At 70.8% G+C, this 15284-nt stretch carries 14 protein-coding genes and 2 tRNA genes; 9 read left to right on the top strand and 7 right to left on the bottom strand.

The genetic code is table 11. The features are described from left to right. Positions 1-190 precede the first annotated feature (190 nt). The 4 genes from ACZ56U_RS13360 (at position 191) to ACZ56U_RS13345 (ending at position 3409) form a co-directional block, all read left to right on the top strand. Positions 191-1354, top strand: coding sequence for an SDR family oxidoreductase (locus ACZ56U_RS13360; protein ID WP_469084141.1), 1164 nt, complete (start codon positions 191-193; stop codon positions 1352-1354). Positions 1355-1455: 101 nt separating this feature from the next. Further along, complete coding sequence (locus ACZ56U_RS13355) at positions 1456-1917, top strand: molybdenum cofactor biosynthesis protein MoaE (RefSeq protein WP_469084140.1); 462 nt, start codon at positions 1456-1458, stop codon at positions 1915-1917. Between the two features lie 148 nt (positions 1918-2065). Further along, positions 2066-2221, top strand: a complete 156-nt coding sequence (locus ACZ56U_RS13350; protein ID WP_469084139.1) for a hypothetical protein — start codon at positions 2066-2068, stop codon at positions 2219-2221. A gap of 90 nt (positions 2222-2311) precedes the next feature. Next, positions 2312-3409 carry a YlbL family protein gene (locus tag ACZ56U_RS13345; protein WP_469084138.1) on the top strand — a complete coding sequence of 366 codons (1098 nt, stop codon included), beginning with the start codon at positions 2312-2314 and terminating at the stop codon, positions 3407-3409. Positions 3410-3487: 78 nt separating this feature from the next. On the opposite strand, the gene ACZ56U_RS13340 is transcribed toward ACZ56U_RS13345, so the two are convergent. Next, positions 3488-4030, bottom strand: coding sequence for a PPA1309 family protein (locus ACZ56U_RS13340; protein ID WP_469084137.1), 543 nt, complete (start codon positions 4028-4030; stop codon positions 3488-3490). 163 nt (positions 4031-4193) lie between these two features. Here ACZ56U_RS13340 and ACZ56U_RS13335 point away from each other — a divergent pair, with 163 nt between their 5' ends. From ACZ56U_RS13335 to ACZ56U_RS13320, 4 genes are all read left to right on the top strand, one after another. Beyond that, the gene (locus ACZ56U_RS13335; RefSeq protein ID WP_469084282.1) at positions 4194-7172 is read left to right on the top strand and encodes a UPF0182 family membrane protein; all 2979 of its coding nucleotides are present in this window, start codon (positions 4194-4196) and stop codon (positions 7170-7172) included. A gap of 44 nt (positions 7173-7216) precedes the next feature. Further along, a tRNA-Met gene (locus ACZ56U_RS13330) sits at positions 7217-7290 on the top strand. 208 nt (positions 7291-7498) lie between these two features. Beyond that, positions 7499-9337, top strand: a complete 1839-nt coding sequence (locus ACZ56U_RS13325; protein ID WP_469084136.1) for a tetratricopeptide repeat protein — start codon at positions 7499-7501, stop codon at positions 9335-9337. A 70-nt stretch (positions 9338-9407) separates the two neighbouring features. Then, positions 9408-9481 (top strand) — tRNA-Met (locus ACZ56U_RS13320). Positions 9482-9678: 197 nt separating this feature from the next. Here the strand turns inward: ACZ56U_RS13320 and ACZ56U_RS13315 are convergent. The 3 genes from ACZ56U_RS13315 to hisN all read right to left on the bottom strand — a co-directional run bounded on the left by ACZ56U_RS13315 (position 9679) and on the right by hisN (position 11629). Beyond that, positions 9679-10095 (bottom strand): Fur family transcriptional regulator, encoded by a 417-nt coding sequence (locus tag ACZ56U_RS13315; protein WP_469084135.1) that lies wholly within the window; start codon positions 10093-10095, stop codon positions 9679-9681. Between the two features lie 183 nt (positions 10096-10278). Then, positions 10279-10677, bottom strand: a complete 399-nt coding sequence (locus tag ACZ56U_RS13310; RefSeq protein WP_469084134.1) for a CBS domain-containing protein — start codon at positions 10675-10677, stop codon at positions 10279-10281. Between the two features lie 151 nt (positions 10678-10828). Continuing rightward, positions 10829-11629: a histidinol-phosphatase gene (hisN, locus tag ACZ56U_RS13305; RefSeq protein WP_469084133.1), complete on the bottom strand. Its 801-nt coding sequence runs from the start codon at positions 11627-11629 to the stop codon at positions 10829-10831. A 175-nt stretch (positions 11630-11804) separates the two neighbouring features. On the opposite strand from hisN, the gene ACZ56U_RS13300 reads away from it, so the two are divergent. Continuing rightward, positions 11805-12413, top strand: coding sequence for a TetR/AcrR family transcriptional regulator (locus tag ACZ56U_RS13300; RefSeq protein ID WP_469084132.1), 609 nt, complete (start codon positions 11805-11807; stop codon positions 12411-12413). Positions 12414-12428: 15 nt separating this feature from the next. On the opposite strand, the gene ACZ56U_RS13295 is transcribed toward ACZ56U_RS13300, so the two are convergent. The 3 genes from ACZ56U_RS13295 to aroA form a co-directional block, all read right to left on the bottom strand. After that, positions 12429-12752, bottom strand: coding sequence for a DMT family transporter (locus ACZ56U_RS13295; RefSeq protein WP_391232943.1), 324 nt, complete (start codon positions 12750-12752; stop codon positions 12429-12431). Positions 12753-12828: 76 nt separating this feature from the next. Then, entirely contained in the window at positions 12829-13839 is a 1011-nt protein-coding gene (gene rsgA / locus ACZ56U_RS13290; protein WP_469084131.1) for a ribosome small subunit-dependent GTPase A, read from the bottom strand. 13 nt (positions 13840-13852) lie between these two features. Then, positions 13853-15169, bottom strand: coding sequence for a 3-phosphoshikimate 1-carboxyvinyltransferase (gene aroA, locus ACZ56U_RS13285; RefSeq protein WP_469084130.1), 1317 nt, complete (start codon positions 15167-15169; stop codon positions 13853-13855). Positions 15170-15284 lie beyond the last annotated feature (115 nt).

The raw sequence follows: 15284 nt of genomic DNA, 5'->3' as shown, positions 1-15284 counted from the left end.
ATTCCTCGGCTGGTAAGGCCGCCGGTATCTCTCCGACGGCGCGACTGCCCGATAACACCACCCAGCGTAGACACCGTGGGCGGATCGGGCCTCGGTGCTCCGCCGACTCGCGGCCTGCGGCAGGATGGATGCCACCTGGTACGTACGCGTCACTCGCGCCCGTACTGAAGACAACCGCTGGAGACGCCCGGTGAGTTCCCCCGATCCACAGGTTCGCGCAGCGCGAAACCAGTCCGCCCACCCGTCACCCGACCACCGCCCCTCGACGACGCCGCTTCGCGCCGGCGCGTCGACGGGTGTGCGCGGGCCCGTCGTCGCCGTGACCGGTGCCGCCGAAGGTGTCGGCGCGCTGCTCACCGAGCGGCTCGCCGCCTCGGCGGAGATCAAGCAGGTCATCGCCATCGACGAGCGGCGCGGCGAGTGCGCGGCGGCGCAGTGGCACATCCTGGACGTGCGGGATCCGGCCATCGCGGAGAAGCTGCGGGGCGCCGACGTCGTCGTGCACCTGGCGCTGGACCTCGATCTGGAGACGGACGGTGCCGCCCGTACGGCGTACAACGTGCGCGGCACCCAGACGGTCCTGACCGCCGCGGCCGCCGCCGGTGTGCACCGCGTCGTGCTGTGCACGTCCGCCATGGTCTACGGGGCCCTGGACGACAACGAGCTGCCGCTGTCCGAGGACGCGGAGCTGCGCGCGACCGCGGAGGCGACCGGCGTCGGGGACCTGCTGGAGATCGAGCGGCTCGCGCGGCGCGCGCCCCGGGCGCACCCCGGGCTGAACGTCACCGTGGTGCGGCCCGCGATCCTGGTCGGAGGCACCGACACCGCGCTGACCCGGTACTTCGAGTCGCCGCGGCTGCTCGTCGTGGCCGGTTCCCGGCCCGCCTGGCAGTTCTGCCACGTCGAGGACCTGTGCAGCGCCCTGGAGTACGCCGTCCTGGAGAAGGTCGAGGGCGAGCTCGCCGTCGGCTGCGACGGCTGGCTGGAGCAGGAGGAGGTCGAGGAGCTCAGCGGGATCCGCCGGATGGAGCTGCCGTCGGCCGTCGCGCTGGGAGCGGCGGCCCGGCTGCACCGGATCGGGCTCACGCCGTCCCCGGCCGGGGACCTGGCGTACACGATGTACCCCTGGGTGGTGAGCGGGAGCCGGCTGCACGACGCGGGGTGGCGGCCGCAGTGGACCAACGAGGAGGTGCTCGGGCAGCTGCTGGAGGAGGTCTCCGGGCGGCGCACCGTGGCCGGGCGCCGGCTCGGCCGCAAGGACGCGACGGCCGCGGGCGCGGCGGGCGCGACGGTGGCGCTGCTGGGCGCGGCGGCGGTGGTGCGCAGGGCTCGCAAGGCGCGGCGCCGGATCTGAGGCGGGGGCCGCGGTCCTGTAGGAGGCTCCAAACGCGCACGCGCGTGTGCCGGTCGATGACGCTATTCCGCGTGGTCCGCGGCGTGGGGCACGATGGGCCCATGGCAACCACGAACGACCACCCGGGTGAGCAGGCCGCCGACGAGCCGATCAAGCTCCTCGCCATCCGTGAGACCCCGCTCTCCCTGGACGAGGTCTTCCAAGCCGTCGGGGACGACGCGGCCGGGGGGACTGCGCTGTTCGTGGGAACCGTGCGCAACCACGACGGCGGCGCCGACGTCGACACGCTCGGCTACTCGTGCCATCCGAGCGCCGAGGCGGAGATGCGGCGGATCGCCGAGAAGGTCGTCGCCGCGTACCCGGTGCGGGCGCTGGCCGCCGTGCACCGGATCGGGGATCTGGGCGTCGGGGATCTCGCCGTCGTCGTCGCCGTGTCGTGCCCGCACCGCGGTGAGGCCTTCGAGGCCTGCCGGAAGCTGATCGACGACCTCAAGCACGAAGTGCCCATCTGGAAGCACCAGAAGTTCTCCGACGGCACCGAGGAGTGGGTCGGCGCCTGCTGAGCCCGGCGCCCCGCCCCGATCGCTGCTGAATGCTTCCTTCACTGTTCTCCGGTTGCGTAACCGCACCCCTGGCGTGAGCGTTGTCAGTGCGGATGGTTAATCTGCTGATCAGTCAGTTGCGGTCGCTCATCGGGGTTGGGAGGTCTGCATGGCGGCGCTCGCCTGGTTGCTGATTCCGCTGTTGGCTGCGATCGGTGCCGGTCTGTGGGGGAGTTGGGCCACCCGGACCCGCAAGATCCGCGGCGACGGTCCCGAGCTCGACGGCTACGCCCGGTTCCGCGAGGCCATGGAGAAGCAGCCCTGAGGCCAGGGGAAGCAGCCCTGAGGACATGAGGAAGCAACCCTAGGGTCGCCCTGACGGGTCGCTGACAGAAGCGTCCCGTACTGTCGTGCCATGCCACGCCGCACCGCGACGATGCTCGCCTCCACCCTGATGCTGATCGCGCTCCTGTGCGCGGGAGTCTTCATCCCCGTGCCGTACGCGGAGATGTCCCCGGGGCCGACGGTGAACACCCTGGGCGAGCACGACGGCGAGCCGGTGCTCCAGATCTCCGGGCGCAAGACCTACGCGACCAGTGGGCACCTGAACATGACCACCGTCCGGGTCACCAGCGCCGACTACCGGATGAACCTCGTCGAGGCCGTCTACGGCTGGCTCGCGCACGACAACAAGGTCGTGCCGCACGACACGCTGTACCCCGACGGCAAGACCGAGGAGCAGTCCACCCAGGAGAACGCCGAGGAGTTCAGCCAGTCCCAGGAGAGCGCCAAGGTCGCCGCCCTGGAGGCGCTGGACGTCCCGGTGAAGTCCTTCGTGATCGTCTCCACGGTCGTGAAGGACTCCCCGGCCGAGGGCGCGCTGCACGCCGGTGACGTCATCAAGGCCGTCGACGGCAGGGCGGTGAAGGAACCCGCCGACGTCGCCGAGCGGGTCACCGAGCACAAGGCCGGCGAGAAGGTCGTCTTCACCATCGTGCCCGCCAAGGAGCAGGCCGCCGCCGAGAAGGAACAGCGGACGGCGACCAGGACCGAGAACGTCACGATCACCACCAAGGAGTCCGACGACGACGGCGAGAAGCGGGCCATCGTCGGCATCTCCGCCGGGGTCGACCACACCTTCCCGTTCACCATCGACATCAAGCTCGCCGACGTCGGCGGCCCCAGCGCCGGCCTGATGTTCGCGCTCGGCATCTACGACAAGCTCACCCCGGGCGCCCTGACCGGCGGCGCGTTCGTGGCCGGCACCGGCACCATCGACGACGACGGCAAGGTCGGCCCGATCGGCGGCATCGAGATGAAGACCGTCGGTGCGCGCGGCAAGGGGGCGCAGTACTTCCTGACGCCTGCCGAGAACTGCGCCGCCGCCGCCAAGGACACCCCGAGCGGGCTCACCCTGGTCAAGGTGAAGACCATCGACGACGCCCTCGGCGCCCTCAAGGACATCCGCTCCGGCGACACCGCCGACCTGCCCAGCTGCACGACCAAGGGCTGATACGGCGCCCACGCGCGCGTACGTGAACGAGGGCGCCCCCGCAGGCCGGGGGCGCCCTCGTCGGCGTGACGGACGACGTCAGTCCGCGAACGTGGCCGACAGCGCCTCGGCCAGACCCGGCACCAGGTCGCCGCCCGTGAGGACCTCCGTCGGGGAGTCCTTCTCACGCAGGCGCAACGCCGAGTCGCGGGTGCCGTCGCGCAGGACGGCGACCGTCATGCGCACCTCCTGGCGGTCGGGGTGCTCGGCGACCCACTGGGCGAGCTTCTTCTCGTTCAGGCCCTCCGGGACCGAGGCCTCGGCGGACGGCGGCAGCATCAGGCGCTCCACCGTCAGCGCGCAGCCGACCACGGCGTCGGGCCAGGCGATCGTGCCGAGGAACTCGTCCAGCGGCCTGCCCGCCGGGATCTCCTCCTGCTCGATCGGGGTGAGAGCGGTGGTCGCCTGCTCGTCCTCCAGGCCGAGCTGGGCCGCGAGCCCGGGTTCCTGAGCGCGCAGCCGGGCGGTGTCTACGAGGGCGAAGAGGCGGGCGGGCTGGTCCCAGCCGAGGCCGGAGACGTACTCGTCGATCTCGAGTACGGCCCGGGTCAGGGGGCTCGCTGCCATGGGTGTGTTGGACATGGTCACAATCCTGCCTCGTTCATGGCCGGAATCGGGAACCGAGTAAAGCGTGAGTAAGTTGCATAGGTGAGGGCCTACGATCACGTGGCCCACGGACGGCCCGCGGGGACGCGGGTCTGACGGACCAACAGCGACTTTCGAGGTGCGCACCTTGGCTTTCCAGATGCCGGACCGCGGCGGAGGCCCGACGGGGCCACGGATCAGAGTGGGCCGCCCGTCCCGGCGTGTCCGGACCCTGCTCATGACACTGGGCGTCCTTGCCGTGCTCGGCATGGCGTTCACCATGTTCGCCGGGTTCTGGACGGACTGGCTCTGGTACCGGTCCGTCAACTACTCGTCCGTGTTCACGACGACCCTGTGGACGAAGATCGGGCTGTTCTTCGTCTTCGGTCTGCTGATGGCCCTCGCGGTCGGCGTCAACATCTGGCTGGCCCACCGGCTGCGCCCGCCGCTGAGCGCCATGTCGATGGAGCAGCAGAACCTCGACCGCTACCGCATGGGCATCGCGCCCTACAAGAAGTGGCTGCTGCTGGGGATCACCTCCCTGGTCGGGCTGATCGCCGGCGCCTCGGCCTCCAGCCAGTGGCGGACCTGGCTGATGTGGGTCAACGGCGTGTCCTTCGGAGAGAAGGACCCGCAGTTCAAGCTCGACATCTCCTTCTTCACCTTCGACCTGCCCTGGTACCGGTTCCTGCTCGGCTTCGGCTTCGCCGCCGCGATCCTCTCCCTGATCGCCGCCGCGATGACCCACTACCTGTACGGCGGCCTCAGGATCACCAGCCCGGGCGCGCGCGCCACGGCCGCCGCCACCGGCCATCTGTCGGTGCTGATGGGCGTCTTCGTCGCCCTGAAGGCGGTGGCCTACTGGCTCGACCGGTACGGCCTCGCGGTCAAGTCCAGCGACTTCAAGGCCACCGACAACTGGACCGGCCTCAGGTACGTCGACGCGAACGCCTATCTGCCCGCCAAGACGATCCTGTTCTGCATCGCCGTCATCTGCGCCCTGCTGTTCTTCGCCACCCTGTGGCGGCGCACCTGGCAGCTGCCCGTCATCGGCTTCGGCCTGATGGTGCTCTCGGCGATCCTCATCGGCGGTCTGTACCCGGCGATCGTCCAGAAGTTCCAGGTCCAGCCGAACGAGCAGGCCAAGGAGGCGCCCTACGTCTCCAAGAACCTCAAGGCCACGCGTGAGGCGTACGGCATCGACGACGCCCAGGTCACCGAGTACGGGGGCGCGTCGGCCACCACGGACAAGACCAAGCTGCGCGACGACGTCGACAGCACGGCCAGCATCCGTGTGCTGGACCCCAACGTCGTCTCGCCGACGTTCCAGCAGCTCCAGCAGATGCGTAACTACTACGCGTTCCCGACCAACCTGGACGTCGACCGGTACAGCAAGGACGGCAAGGACCAGGACACGGTCATCGGTCTGCGCGAGCTGAACCTCGCGGGCATTCCGAAGAACAACTGGATCAACGACCACTTCCGCTACACCCACGGCTACGGTGTGGTCGCCGCCAAGGGCACCACCGCCGACTCCGAGGGGCGCCCGGTCTTCACCGAGTCCGACCTGCCCTCGCAGGGCGACCTCGGGACGTACCAACAGCGCGTGTACTACGGCGAGAAGACCACCGAGTACTCGATCGTCGGCGGTCCCCAGAAGGAGATCGACTACTCCGACGACAACGGCGAGAAAACCTTCAGCTACACCGGCAGGAGCGGGGTCAACCTCTCCAACCCGATCAACCGGGCCGCGTACGCGGTGGCGTTCAGCGAGCCGCAGATCCTCTACTCCGGCGCGATCGGGGAGGGTTCGCGGATCCTGTACAACCGCACGCCCAAGGAGCGCGTCGAGGCGGTCGCCCCGTGGCTGACCATCGACGGCGACGCCTACCCGGCGGTCGTGGACGGCAAGATCCAGTGGATCGTCGACGCGTACACGACGACGAACGGCTACCCGTACTCGTCCCGTACGACCCTCGGTGACACCACGGCGGACTCGCTGACCGCGACGAACAACTCGCGCGCGGTGGTGGCCCAGCAGAACCAGGTCAACTACATCCGCAACTCGGTGAAGGCGACCGTCGACGCGTACACCGGTCAGGTCAAGCTCTACCAGTGGGACACCCAGGACCCGGTCCTGAAGACCTGGATGAAGGCGTTCCCGGGCACGGTGAAGGCGAAGACCGAGATCTCCAGCGCCCTCATGGCCCATCTGCGGTACCCGCAGGACCTGTTCAAGGTCCAGCGCGAGCTGCTCAGCCGCTACCACGTGAAGGACGCGACGACGTTCCTCAGCGGCTCCGAGGTCTGGCAGGTGCCGGACGACCCGACCAACACCTCGGGCGAACCGGTGCCGCCGTACTACCTGAGCATGAAGATGCCCGACCAGAAGGCACAGGCGTTCTCGCTCACGACGACGTTCACGCCCAACGGCCGGGACAACCTCAGTGCGTTCATGTCGGTCGACGCCGAGGCGGGCACCAGTGACTACGGCAAGATCAGAGTCCTGAAACTGCCGACGAACACCACCGTCAACGGGCCCAAACAGGTGCAGAGCCAGTTCAACTCCGAACAGGACATCGCCGAGACCATCAGCCTCCTCAACAGAGGCGACTCCAAGGTGGAGTACGGCAACCTGCTGACGGTGCCGCTCGACGGAGGACTGCTGTACGTGGAGCCGGTCTACGTACGCGGTGGTGGACTGAAGTACCCGCTGCTGCGGAAGGTGTTGGTGACCTACGGAGGCAACACCGCCTTCGAGGACACCCTCGACGAGGCCCTCAACAAGGTGTTCGGTGCCAAGGGCGAGACCCCGACGCCACCGGAGGACGACGGCGGGGACACCACCACTCCGCCACCGACGTCCGACAACCCCACGGTCCAGGAGGCGTTGGACGACGCCCAGAAGGCCTTCGACGCCGGCCAGGAAGCTCTGAAGAAGGGCGACTGGGAGGCGTACGGCAAGGCGCAGAAGGACCTGGAGGACGCCCTGCGGCGGGCCGAGGACGCGCAGGCCGGGGACAAGACCGGCAGCAGTCCCAAGCCGGGCAGCACTCCCAAGCCCAGCGGAAGCCCGAAACCCAGCGGCAGTCCGAAACCCAGCGGAAGTCCGAGCCCGAGCGGCAGTCCCAGCGGCTGATCAAATACTCCGTCCCGCGCCGTGGTACGGTTGCAACACAACGGCGCGGGGTGGAGCAGCTCGGTAGCTCGCTGGGCTCATAACCCAGAGGTCGCAGGTTCAAATCCTGTCCCCGCTACTGAAAACGAAGGCCCGGATCCTGATCAAGGATCCGGGCCTTCGTGATGTGCGAACGCATGTGCCGGAAGGGGTGAGTGCCGCGCCGCCATGGGGAGTTGGGGGGAACTGTGTTTGACTTGTCTCTCTGTGGGCATGTCGACAAAACGCTGAAGTGACCTCACTGGCTGCGGTATACCAGGTGTACCCAGGTTGCAGGTGGTGCGACGATGGACGTTATGGGGGACAAGGCAACTCTGTTCGAGACAGGGCGATTTGTGCAGCCCTCCGGGCCGGGAGAGACCGAGGCCACGGAGGTCGCCGACGACGCCGTCGAGGAGTTGCGCCGACGGCTCGCCGCGGAGGCCGGCGACGTCGAGGCCATGAGCGTCCTCGGCGCCATGCTGCTGCGCCGCGGTGATCTCGACGGAGCCGAGCCCCAGTTGCGTGCCGCCACCGCCGCCGGCGACCGGGCCGCCGCCAACAATCTCGGAGTCCTGCTGCACCAGCGCGGTTACGCCGACGAGGCCGCCGGATGGTGGCGGATCGCCGCCGTCGCCGGGTCCGCCGCGGCCGCGCACGCGCTCGGGCGCCACCACCGGGAGAAGGGCGACGAGCCCGCCGCCGAGTACTGGTTGCGCCAGTCCGCCGAGCAGGGCCACGCCCTCGGCGCGTACGCGCTCGCCGATCTGCTGGAGCACCGCGGCGACGCCGCGGCCCGCCAGTGGATGCGGGCCGCGGCCGAGCGCGGGCACCGCGAGGCGGCGTACCGGCTCGCGCGCGCCCTTGATCGCGAGGCGCCCACCGAGGCGCCCACCGAGGGTGACGCCGAGGGGGACGCCGGGTCTGACAACGGTGTCTGTGCGGAGGCCGAGCAGTGGTACCGCCAGGCGGCCGCGCGCGGACACCGGCGCGCCGCCCTCCATCTCGGCACGATCCTGGAGAAGCGCGGCGAGCTGAAGGAGGCCGGACGCTGGTACCTGACCTCCGCCAAGGACGGCGAGGCACGGGCCGCCTGCGCGCTCGGGTTCCTGCTGCGGGACGCCGGGGACGTCGACAGTGCCGCGGTCTGGTGGCTGCGGGCCGCGCAGGACGGGGACGGCAACGCGGCGAACGCCCTCGGAGCGCTGCACGCCGAGCGCGGCGAGACCCAGACCGCCGAGCGCTGGTACCGGGCCGCCATGGACGCCGGTGACGTCAACGGCGCGTACAACCTCGGGCTGCTCTGCGCCGAGCAGGGCCGGACCGCGCAGGCCGAGCAGTGGTACCGCCGGGCCGCGTACGCCGGGCACCGCGAGGCCGCGAACGCGCTGGCGATCCTGCTGCTCCAGGTCGGGGACGCCACCGGCGCCGAGCCGTGGTTCTCCAAGGCCGCCGAGGCCGGAAGCGTGGACGCGGCCTTCAACCTCGGGATCCTCTTCGCGGGACGGGGCGAGGACACCGTGGCGCTGCGCTGGTACGAGCGGGCCGCCGCCGCCGGGCACACCGAGGCGGCGCTCCAGGTGGGCATCGCGCTGCTGCGGGACGGGGACGAGGCGACGGCCGAGCGGCATCTGCGGTGCGCGGCGGGGGGCGGCAACGCGGAGGCCGCGTACCGGCTGGCCACCGTGCTGGACGCGCGACGCCCGCCGGCGTCCGCGCACGAGCTCGGGGAGCCGGTGTACTCCGCCAAGTCCGAGTGCGAGGAGTGGTACGAGCGGGCGGCCTCCCAGGGGCACCGCCGCGCGCAGGTCCGGGTGGGCATGCTCGCCGCGGCGCGGGGTGACGTCGTGGAGGCGGCCCGCTGGTACCGGGAGGCCGCGGAGGCCGGATCCCGCAACGGGGCCTTCAACCTGGGCCTGCTGCTCGCGCGGGAGGGCAGCGAGCCCGAGGCGGCCGTGTGGTGGACCCGTGCCGCCGACGCGGGGCACGGGCGGGCGGCACTGCGGTTGGCCCTGGTCTACGCGCGTCGTGGCGAGCTGATGGAGGGCCAGCGCTGGGCCGACCGGGCGGTGACGCTGGGGCCGCGAGAGGTGTCCGAGCGCGCGGGTCGGCTGCGGGACGCGCTGCGGCAGGAGCTGTCGGCGTGACCGCGCCGACCAGCGCGAACAAAGCGATTTGCTTCCGTCCGCACCGTTGACGTAGTGTTCATTTCATCGACGCGGGGTGGAGCAGCTCGGTAGCTCGCTGGGCTCATAACCCAGAGGTCGCAGGTTCAAATCCTGTCCCCGCTACTGAAGGCCGAGGGCCGGAATCCGAAAGGGTTCCGGCCCTCGGTGCGTTTCCGGACCCCTGCTTGGGGAGCGCGTCCGGTGTCGGCGGCACCTTGCGGGTGACATCCAGGCTCTCCCGGCCCTCCCGCTCGATCCGGGAAGTCCGCGGACAGCGCGAAGCCCCGGCACCTGGGGGTGCCGGGGCTTCGGAAGCGGGGTTACGCGGCCGCGCAGTTCGGGCAGACGCCGCGGTACGTCACCTCGACGCCGGAGACCGTGAAGCCGAAGCGCTCCGAGTCGGGCAGGTCCGTCAGCGGGTCGCCGCTCGGGTGGACGTCGCGGATCGCGCCGCACTGGGCGCACACCAGGTGGTGGTGCGGCCGGTGTGCGTTCGGGTCGTACCGCTTGGCGCGCTTGTCGGTGGCGACCTCGAGGACCTCGCCCAGGGACACCAGCTCGCCCAGCGTGTTGTAGACGGTCGCCCGGGAGATCTCGGGCAGCTTGGCGACGGCCCGCGCGTGGACCTCGTCGGCCGTCAGGTGGACGTGATCGCCGTCGAGGACCTCGGCCACGACACGCCGCTGCGCGGTCATCCGCCATCCGCGGCCGCGCAGTCGATCCAGAAGGTCGCTCATAGGGGTCACCTTAACAGCAGGGGACGAAGGTCCCGAAGAGATGTGATTTTAGATCTTTGTCGAAGTTAGACATATTCCATTGTAGGATCGCCCGCGCTCGGCGCCAAGTGGGCGGAGTGTCCCGGGTGGCGTGCGCGGACGGCCGGGCCCCTCCCGGCGAGAGGGGCCCGGCCGTCCGTGTGGTCAGGCCGGGGCGGGGGCGTGCTGCCGGGTCGGTGCCCAGCAGCGGATGATGTCGCGGACCGAGACGATGCCGACCGGCTCGTCGTGGTCCAGGACGATGAGGTGCCGGAAGCCGCCGTGGGTCATGGCCCGGGCCGCCTCCTCCAGGGTCCAGGACGGCGTCGCGAAGACGACGTCGGTGGTGGTGTGGTCGTGGACGCGTTCCGTGTCCGGGCTCTGGCCCAGGCCCACGGCGTTGAGGACGTCCCGTTCGGTCAGGATGCCGACCCCGCCGGCATCGGGGTCGAGGATCACGGCGGCGCCGACGCGGCGGGCGGACATCAGGGCCGCGGCCTGGCGGAGGGTGTGGGTCGGGCCGATGGTGAGGACCACTGTGCTCATGGCGTCACGGACGAGCATGGGTGCGGAGTCACCTCCAGAGGAAACCGCCGCATTGGTTCAGCGGTTCACAAGTTCACAAATGAGGGTGCTCACAGAGTCGCAGGTAAAGCGTGGGTCAACAAGAGGGCGCGTGCGGCCGATTGAGGGCGCACGCGCTCATCCGTGCCGATCAGTAACGCTGGTTGAGATAACCCAGCAGCTCGTCATGGAGCGGGCCGTTGGAGGCGGCCGCGTTGCCGCTGTGCGGACCGGGGCGGCCGTCCAGGCCGGTGAAGGTGCCGCCGGCCTCCGTGACGATGATCGCGTTGGCGGCCATGTCCCAGAGGGAGAGCTCGGGTTCGGCGCACATGTCGACGCAACCCTCCGCGACCATCATGTAGGGCCAGAAGTCGCCGTACGCGCGCGTGCGCCACACCTCGCGGGTCAGGTCCAGGAAGCCGTTCAGCCGGCCCTGTTCCTCCCAGCCGCTCAGCGAGGAGTACGCGAAGGAGGCGTCCGACAACTTCGAGACCTGGGAGACGCGCAGGCGCGAGGCCGAGGAGAGGCTGCGGCCGGTGTAGGCGCCGTGGCCCTTCGCGGCCCACCAGCGGCGGCCCAGGGCGGGCGCGGAGACGACGCCGACGACGGGCTGGTAGCCGCCCTCGGTCGCCTCCATCAGGGCGATCAGGGTGGCCCAGACGGGCACCCCGCGGACGTAGTTCTTGGTGCCGTCGATCGGGTCGATCACCCAGCGGCGCGGGCCGGTGCCCTGGACGCCGAACTCCTCGCCGAGGATCGCGTCCCGCGGGCGGGCGCGCTGGAGGTGGGTGCGGATCAAGTCCTCGGCGGCCTTGTCCGCCTCGCTCACCGGGGTCATGTCCGGTTTCGTCTCGACCTTGAGGTCCAGCGCCTTGAAGCGGTCCATGGTCGCCGCGTCCGCCGCGTCCGCGAGGACGTGGGCGAAGCGGAGGTCGTCGAGGTAGTCCGGCATGGGACGAACGCTATCCGCCGTCGCCACCGCGGGGCCACACGGGACCACGGTGTGGACGGCGCCGCCGCGGGCGGCGTGCGGTGGATCGGGGGCGCCCCTCCATGCCCTCGCGAACCCTTGACAGTGCCCTCACGCGCGTCAAATCTGGGGCAGAGCCGCTCGCCCCTAGGAGGCGATGATGCCCGCAGCGAGGGAATCCCTGCTGGACGCCGCGTACACGGCGCTGGCGCGTCGGCCGTGGTCCGCGGTGCGGATGGTGGATGTCGCCGCGGCGGCCGGGGTCTCACGGCAGACCCTGTACAACGAGTTCGGGAGCAAGGAAGGTCTGGCCCGGGCCCTTGTCAGAAGGGAGGCCGACGGCTACCTCGCCGGCGTGGAGCGCGCGCTCACCACCCACAGCGACGCACGGGAGCGGCTGACCGCGACCGCCGAGTGGACCGCCGCCACCGCCCGGGACAACGCGCTGGTGCGGGCCATGCTCACCGGCTGCTGGAGCGAGCGCCTGCCCGCCCCGACCCTGTCCGCGGTCCCGTCCGCCTCCGCGGTGCCGGCCCAGCGCCGGGCGGACGGCCCGCTGCCCTCGCCCAGCGACTTCGTGGCGCTGGTGCGCGACCGCGCCGTGGCCGTGCTCGCCGGACCCGGCGCGCACAAGACGGACCTCACGGACCTCGCCCGCTCCTGCGAGCTGACCATCCGGATCGCGCTGTCCTGCGTGGCGGCCCCACCCGGCGAGGGCGGGGTGTCCGAGCTGGTCCGCAGCGCGCTGCACCGACAGCCGGTGTAGACGCCGGGACCGGGCCTAATGCGCCGAGCCCGACAGCTGGAGGCCGATCACGCCCACGATGACCAGGCTGATCGAGACGATTTTCAGGGTCGAGACCAGGTCGCCGAGGAAGATCATGCCGTAGATCGCGGTGCCCGCCGCGCCGATGCCGGTCCACACCGCGTACGCCGGGCCGACGTCGAGCTTCTTGAGCGACAGGGTCAGCAGACCGAAGCTGCCGAGGGCGAAGACGCAGAAGGCGACCGTCGGCCAGAGCCGGGTGAACCCGTGCGAGAGCTTCAGACACACGGCGAATCCGGTCTCCAACAACCCGGCCACCACCACCAGCAGCCACGCCATGTGCTGTCCTCCCCTGTGTCCGGCTCGGTGCGAGTATGCCTTTACCTGACCTGTACGCAGACAAACAACGCGGAGGTCAGTCGCCTTCCCTGCGTTCCCTCGTCGACAACAGCCTGCGCAGCGAGTAGAGCCGGGCCGGGTCCGCGTGTCCGTCGGCCACCCATTGGTCCAGCGCGCAGTCCGGCTCGTCATGACTGCACGCACGGGGACAGCCCTCGGTTCCCGGCTCCAGGTCCGGGAACGCGTGGATCACACGGGACGCGTCGACGTGGTGCAGTCCGAACGACCGTAGACCCGGGGTGTCGATCACCCAGCCGCCCTCCCCCGCCAGGGGCAGGGCGAGCGCCGAGGTCGTGGTGTGCCGGCCGCGTCCGGTGACCGCGTTCACATGGCCCGTCAGCCGGCGCCGGTCCTCGGGCACGAGCGCGTTGACCAGGGTCGTCTTGCCCACGCCGGAGTGGCCGACGAACGCCGTGATCTTGCCGTCGAGTTGCTCGCGGACCCGGTCCGTCGCGTCGCCGTTCTCCAACTCCTCACGGCTGGTGACGACAAAGGGGATGTCGAGGTCGCCGTAGAGCTCCAAGAGCTTGTCCGGCGGGGCCAGGTCCGACTTGGTCATCACCAGCAGGGGCTCCAGGCCACCGTCGTACGCCGCGACCAGGCAGCGGTCGATCAGGCGGGGGCGGGGCTCGGGGTCGGCGAGGGCCGTGACGATGGCGAGCTGGTCGGCGTTGGCGACCACCACGCGCTCGAACGGGTCGTCGTCGTCCGCCGTGCGACGCAGCACGGAGGTGCGCTCCTCGATGCGGACGATCCGCGCGAGGGTGTCCTTCGTGCCGGTCAGGTCGCCGACCAGGGCCACCCGGTCGCCGACGATCGCGGCCTTGCGGCCCAGTTCGCGGGCCTTCATGGCCATCACGATCCGGTCGTCGACGAGCACGGTCAGCCGTCCCCGGTCGACGGTGAGGACCATGCCCCAGGCCGCGTCCTCGTGCTTGGGGCGGATGTTGGTCCGCGGCCGGTTGCCCTTGCGGTTGGGACGGGAGCGGATGTCGTCCTCGTCGGTGTGCTTGCTGTAGCGGCGCATGATCTCTCGGCTCCTACGCCCCGAGCATCCCGGTCCACAGCTCGGGGAAGTCCGGCAGTGTCTTCGCCGTCGTCGCCACGTTCTCGATCCGCACGCCCTGAACCGCCAGGCCGATGATCGCGCCGGCGGTCGCCATGCGGTGGTCCTCGTAGGTGTGGAAGGTCCCGCCGTGCAGGGTGCGCGGGCGGATGTGCAGACCGTCTGCCGTCTCGGTCACGTCACCCCCGAGTTCGTTGATCTCCTTGGTGAGCGCGGCCAGCCGGTCCGTCTCGTGCAACCGCAGATGGGACACGCCGCGCAGGGTCGAGGGGGAGTCCGCGAGAGCCGCCACCGCCGCGATGCCCGGGGTCAGCTCGCCGACCTCGCTCAGGTCGGCGTCGATGCCGTGGATCGAACCCGAGCCGGTGAACACCAGTCCGTAGTCGGTGAGTTCGCAGGAACCGCCCATCTCGGTGAAGATCTCCCGCAGCCGGTCGCCGGGCTGGGTGGTGCGGCTCGGCCAGTCCGGGATCACGACCTTGCCGCCGGTGACCAGGGCCGCCGCGAGGAAGGGCTGGGCGTTGGAGAGGTCGGGCTCGATCGTCAGGTCCCGGCCGAGCAGCGCGCCCGGAGTGACCCGCCAGACATCGGGCTCGCCGCCCGCCTCCGGGGTGTCGACCTGGGCGCCGACCGCGCGCAGCATGTCGACCGTCATGCGGATGTGCGGCAGGGAGGGCAGCGAGGAGCCGGTGTGGCGGACCTCGACCCCCTGGTTGAACCGCGGGCCGCTCAGCAGCAGCGCGCTCACGAACTGCGACGACGAGGACGCGTCGATCTCCACCGGACCGCCGTCCAGCGCGCCCCCGCCGTGCACCGTCAGCGGCAGGGCACCCCGGCCGTCGTCGTCGATCCGGGCGCCGAGGACGCGCAGGGCGTCGATCACACCGTTCAGGGGGCGCTCGTAGGACCGGGGGTCGCCGTCGAAGCGGATGGGGCCGTCGGCCAGGGCGGCCACGGGGGGCAGGAAGCGCATGACCGTGCCCGCGTTGCCCACGTGGACCGTGGCCGGGCCGCGCAGACCGGCCGGGAGCACCCGCCAGGACTCGCCGGTGCCGTCGGGGCCCACGCCCTCCTCGATGCCCACGCCCATCTCACGGAGCGCGGCCGCCATGAGGAGGGTGTCGCGGGAGCGCAGGGGGCGGCGCAGCCAGCCCGGTTCCGAGGCGAGGGCCGCGAGGACCAGGGCGCGGTTGGTGACGGACTTCGACCCCGGGACGTGGACCGTCGCGTCGACGGCTCCGCTCGCGTGGGGTGCGGGCCAGAGGGCGGTTTCTGAGGGGTTCAAAGCCATGCGTCCACTCTAGTGGGGGGCCGTGTTCCGGGTGCGCCGCCGTTGTGGCTGGTCGCGCCCCGCGGAGCGGCTGATCGCCGCGGCCCCGCACCCCTGTGGCACGGCTCCCCGGACC

This window comes from Streptomyces sp. NPDC034103, from assembly GCF_055575395.1.
The sequence above is the reverse complement of the archived record's forward strand: the minus strand, read 5'-3'. Positions and strand labels throughout refer to the sequence as shown.

Bases quoted from the DNA above. Each gene is read 5' to 3' on its own strand.
- ACZ56U_RS13355 (WP_469084140.1), top strand. From the start codon at position 1,456: ATGGCAACCACGAACGACCACCCGGGTGAGCAGGCCGCCGACGAGCCG.
- ACZ56U_RS13350 (WP_469084139.1), top strand. From the start codon at position 2,066: ATGGCGGCGCTCGCCTGGTTGCTGATTCCGCTGTTGGCTGCGATCGGT.
- ACZ56U_RS13345 (WP_469084138.1), top strand. From the start codon at position 2,312: ATGCCACGCCGCACCGCGACGATGCTCGCCTCCACCCTGATGCTGATC.
- ACZ56U_RS13340 (WP_469084137.1), bottom strand. From the start codon at position 4,030: ATGTCCAACACACCCATGGCAGCGAGCCCCCTGACCCGGGCCGTACTC.
- ACZ56U_RS13335 (WP_469084282.1), top strand. From the start codon at position 4,194: ATGCCGGACCGCGGCGGAGGCCCGACGGGGCCACGGATCAGAGTGGGC.
- ACZ56U_RS13325 (WP_469084136.1), top strand. From the start codon at position 7,499: ATGGACGTTATGGGGGACAAGGCAACTCTGTTCGAGACAGGGCGATTT.
- ACZ56U_RS13315 (WP_469084135.1), bottom strand. From the start codon at position 10,095: ATGAGCGACCTTCTGGATCGACTGCGCGGCCGCGGATGGCGGATGACC.
- ACZ56U_RS13310 (WP_469084134.1), bottom strand. From the start codon at position 10,677: ATGCTCGTCCGTGACGCCATGAGCACAGTGGTCCTCACCATCGGCCCG.
- hisN (WP_469084133.1), bottom strand. From the start codon at position 11,629: ATGCCGGACTACCTCGACGACCTCCGCTTCGCCCACGTCCTCGCGGAC.
- ACZ56U_RS13300 (WP_469084132.1), top strand. From the start codon at position 11,805: ATGATGCCCGCAGCGAGGGAATCCCTGCTGGACGCCGCGTACACGGCG.
- ACZ56U_RS13295 (WP_391232943.1), bottom strand. From the start codon at position 12,752: ATGGCGTGGCTGCTGGTGGTGGTGGCCGGGTTGTTGGAGACCGGATTC.
- rsgA (WP_469084131.1), bottom strand. From the start codon at position 13,839: ATGCGCCGCTACAGCAAGCACACCGACGAGGACGACATCCGCTCCCGT.
- aroA (WP_469084130.1), bottom strand. From the start codon at position 15,169: ATGGCTTTGAACCCCTCAGAAACCGCCCTCTGGCCCGCACCCCACGCG.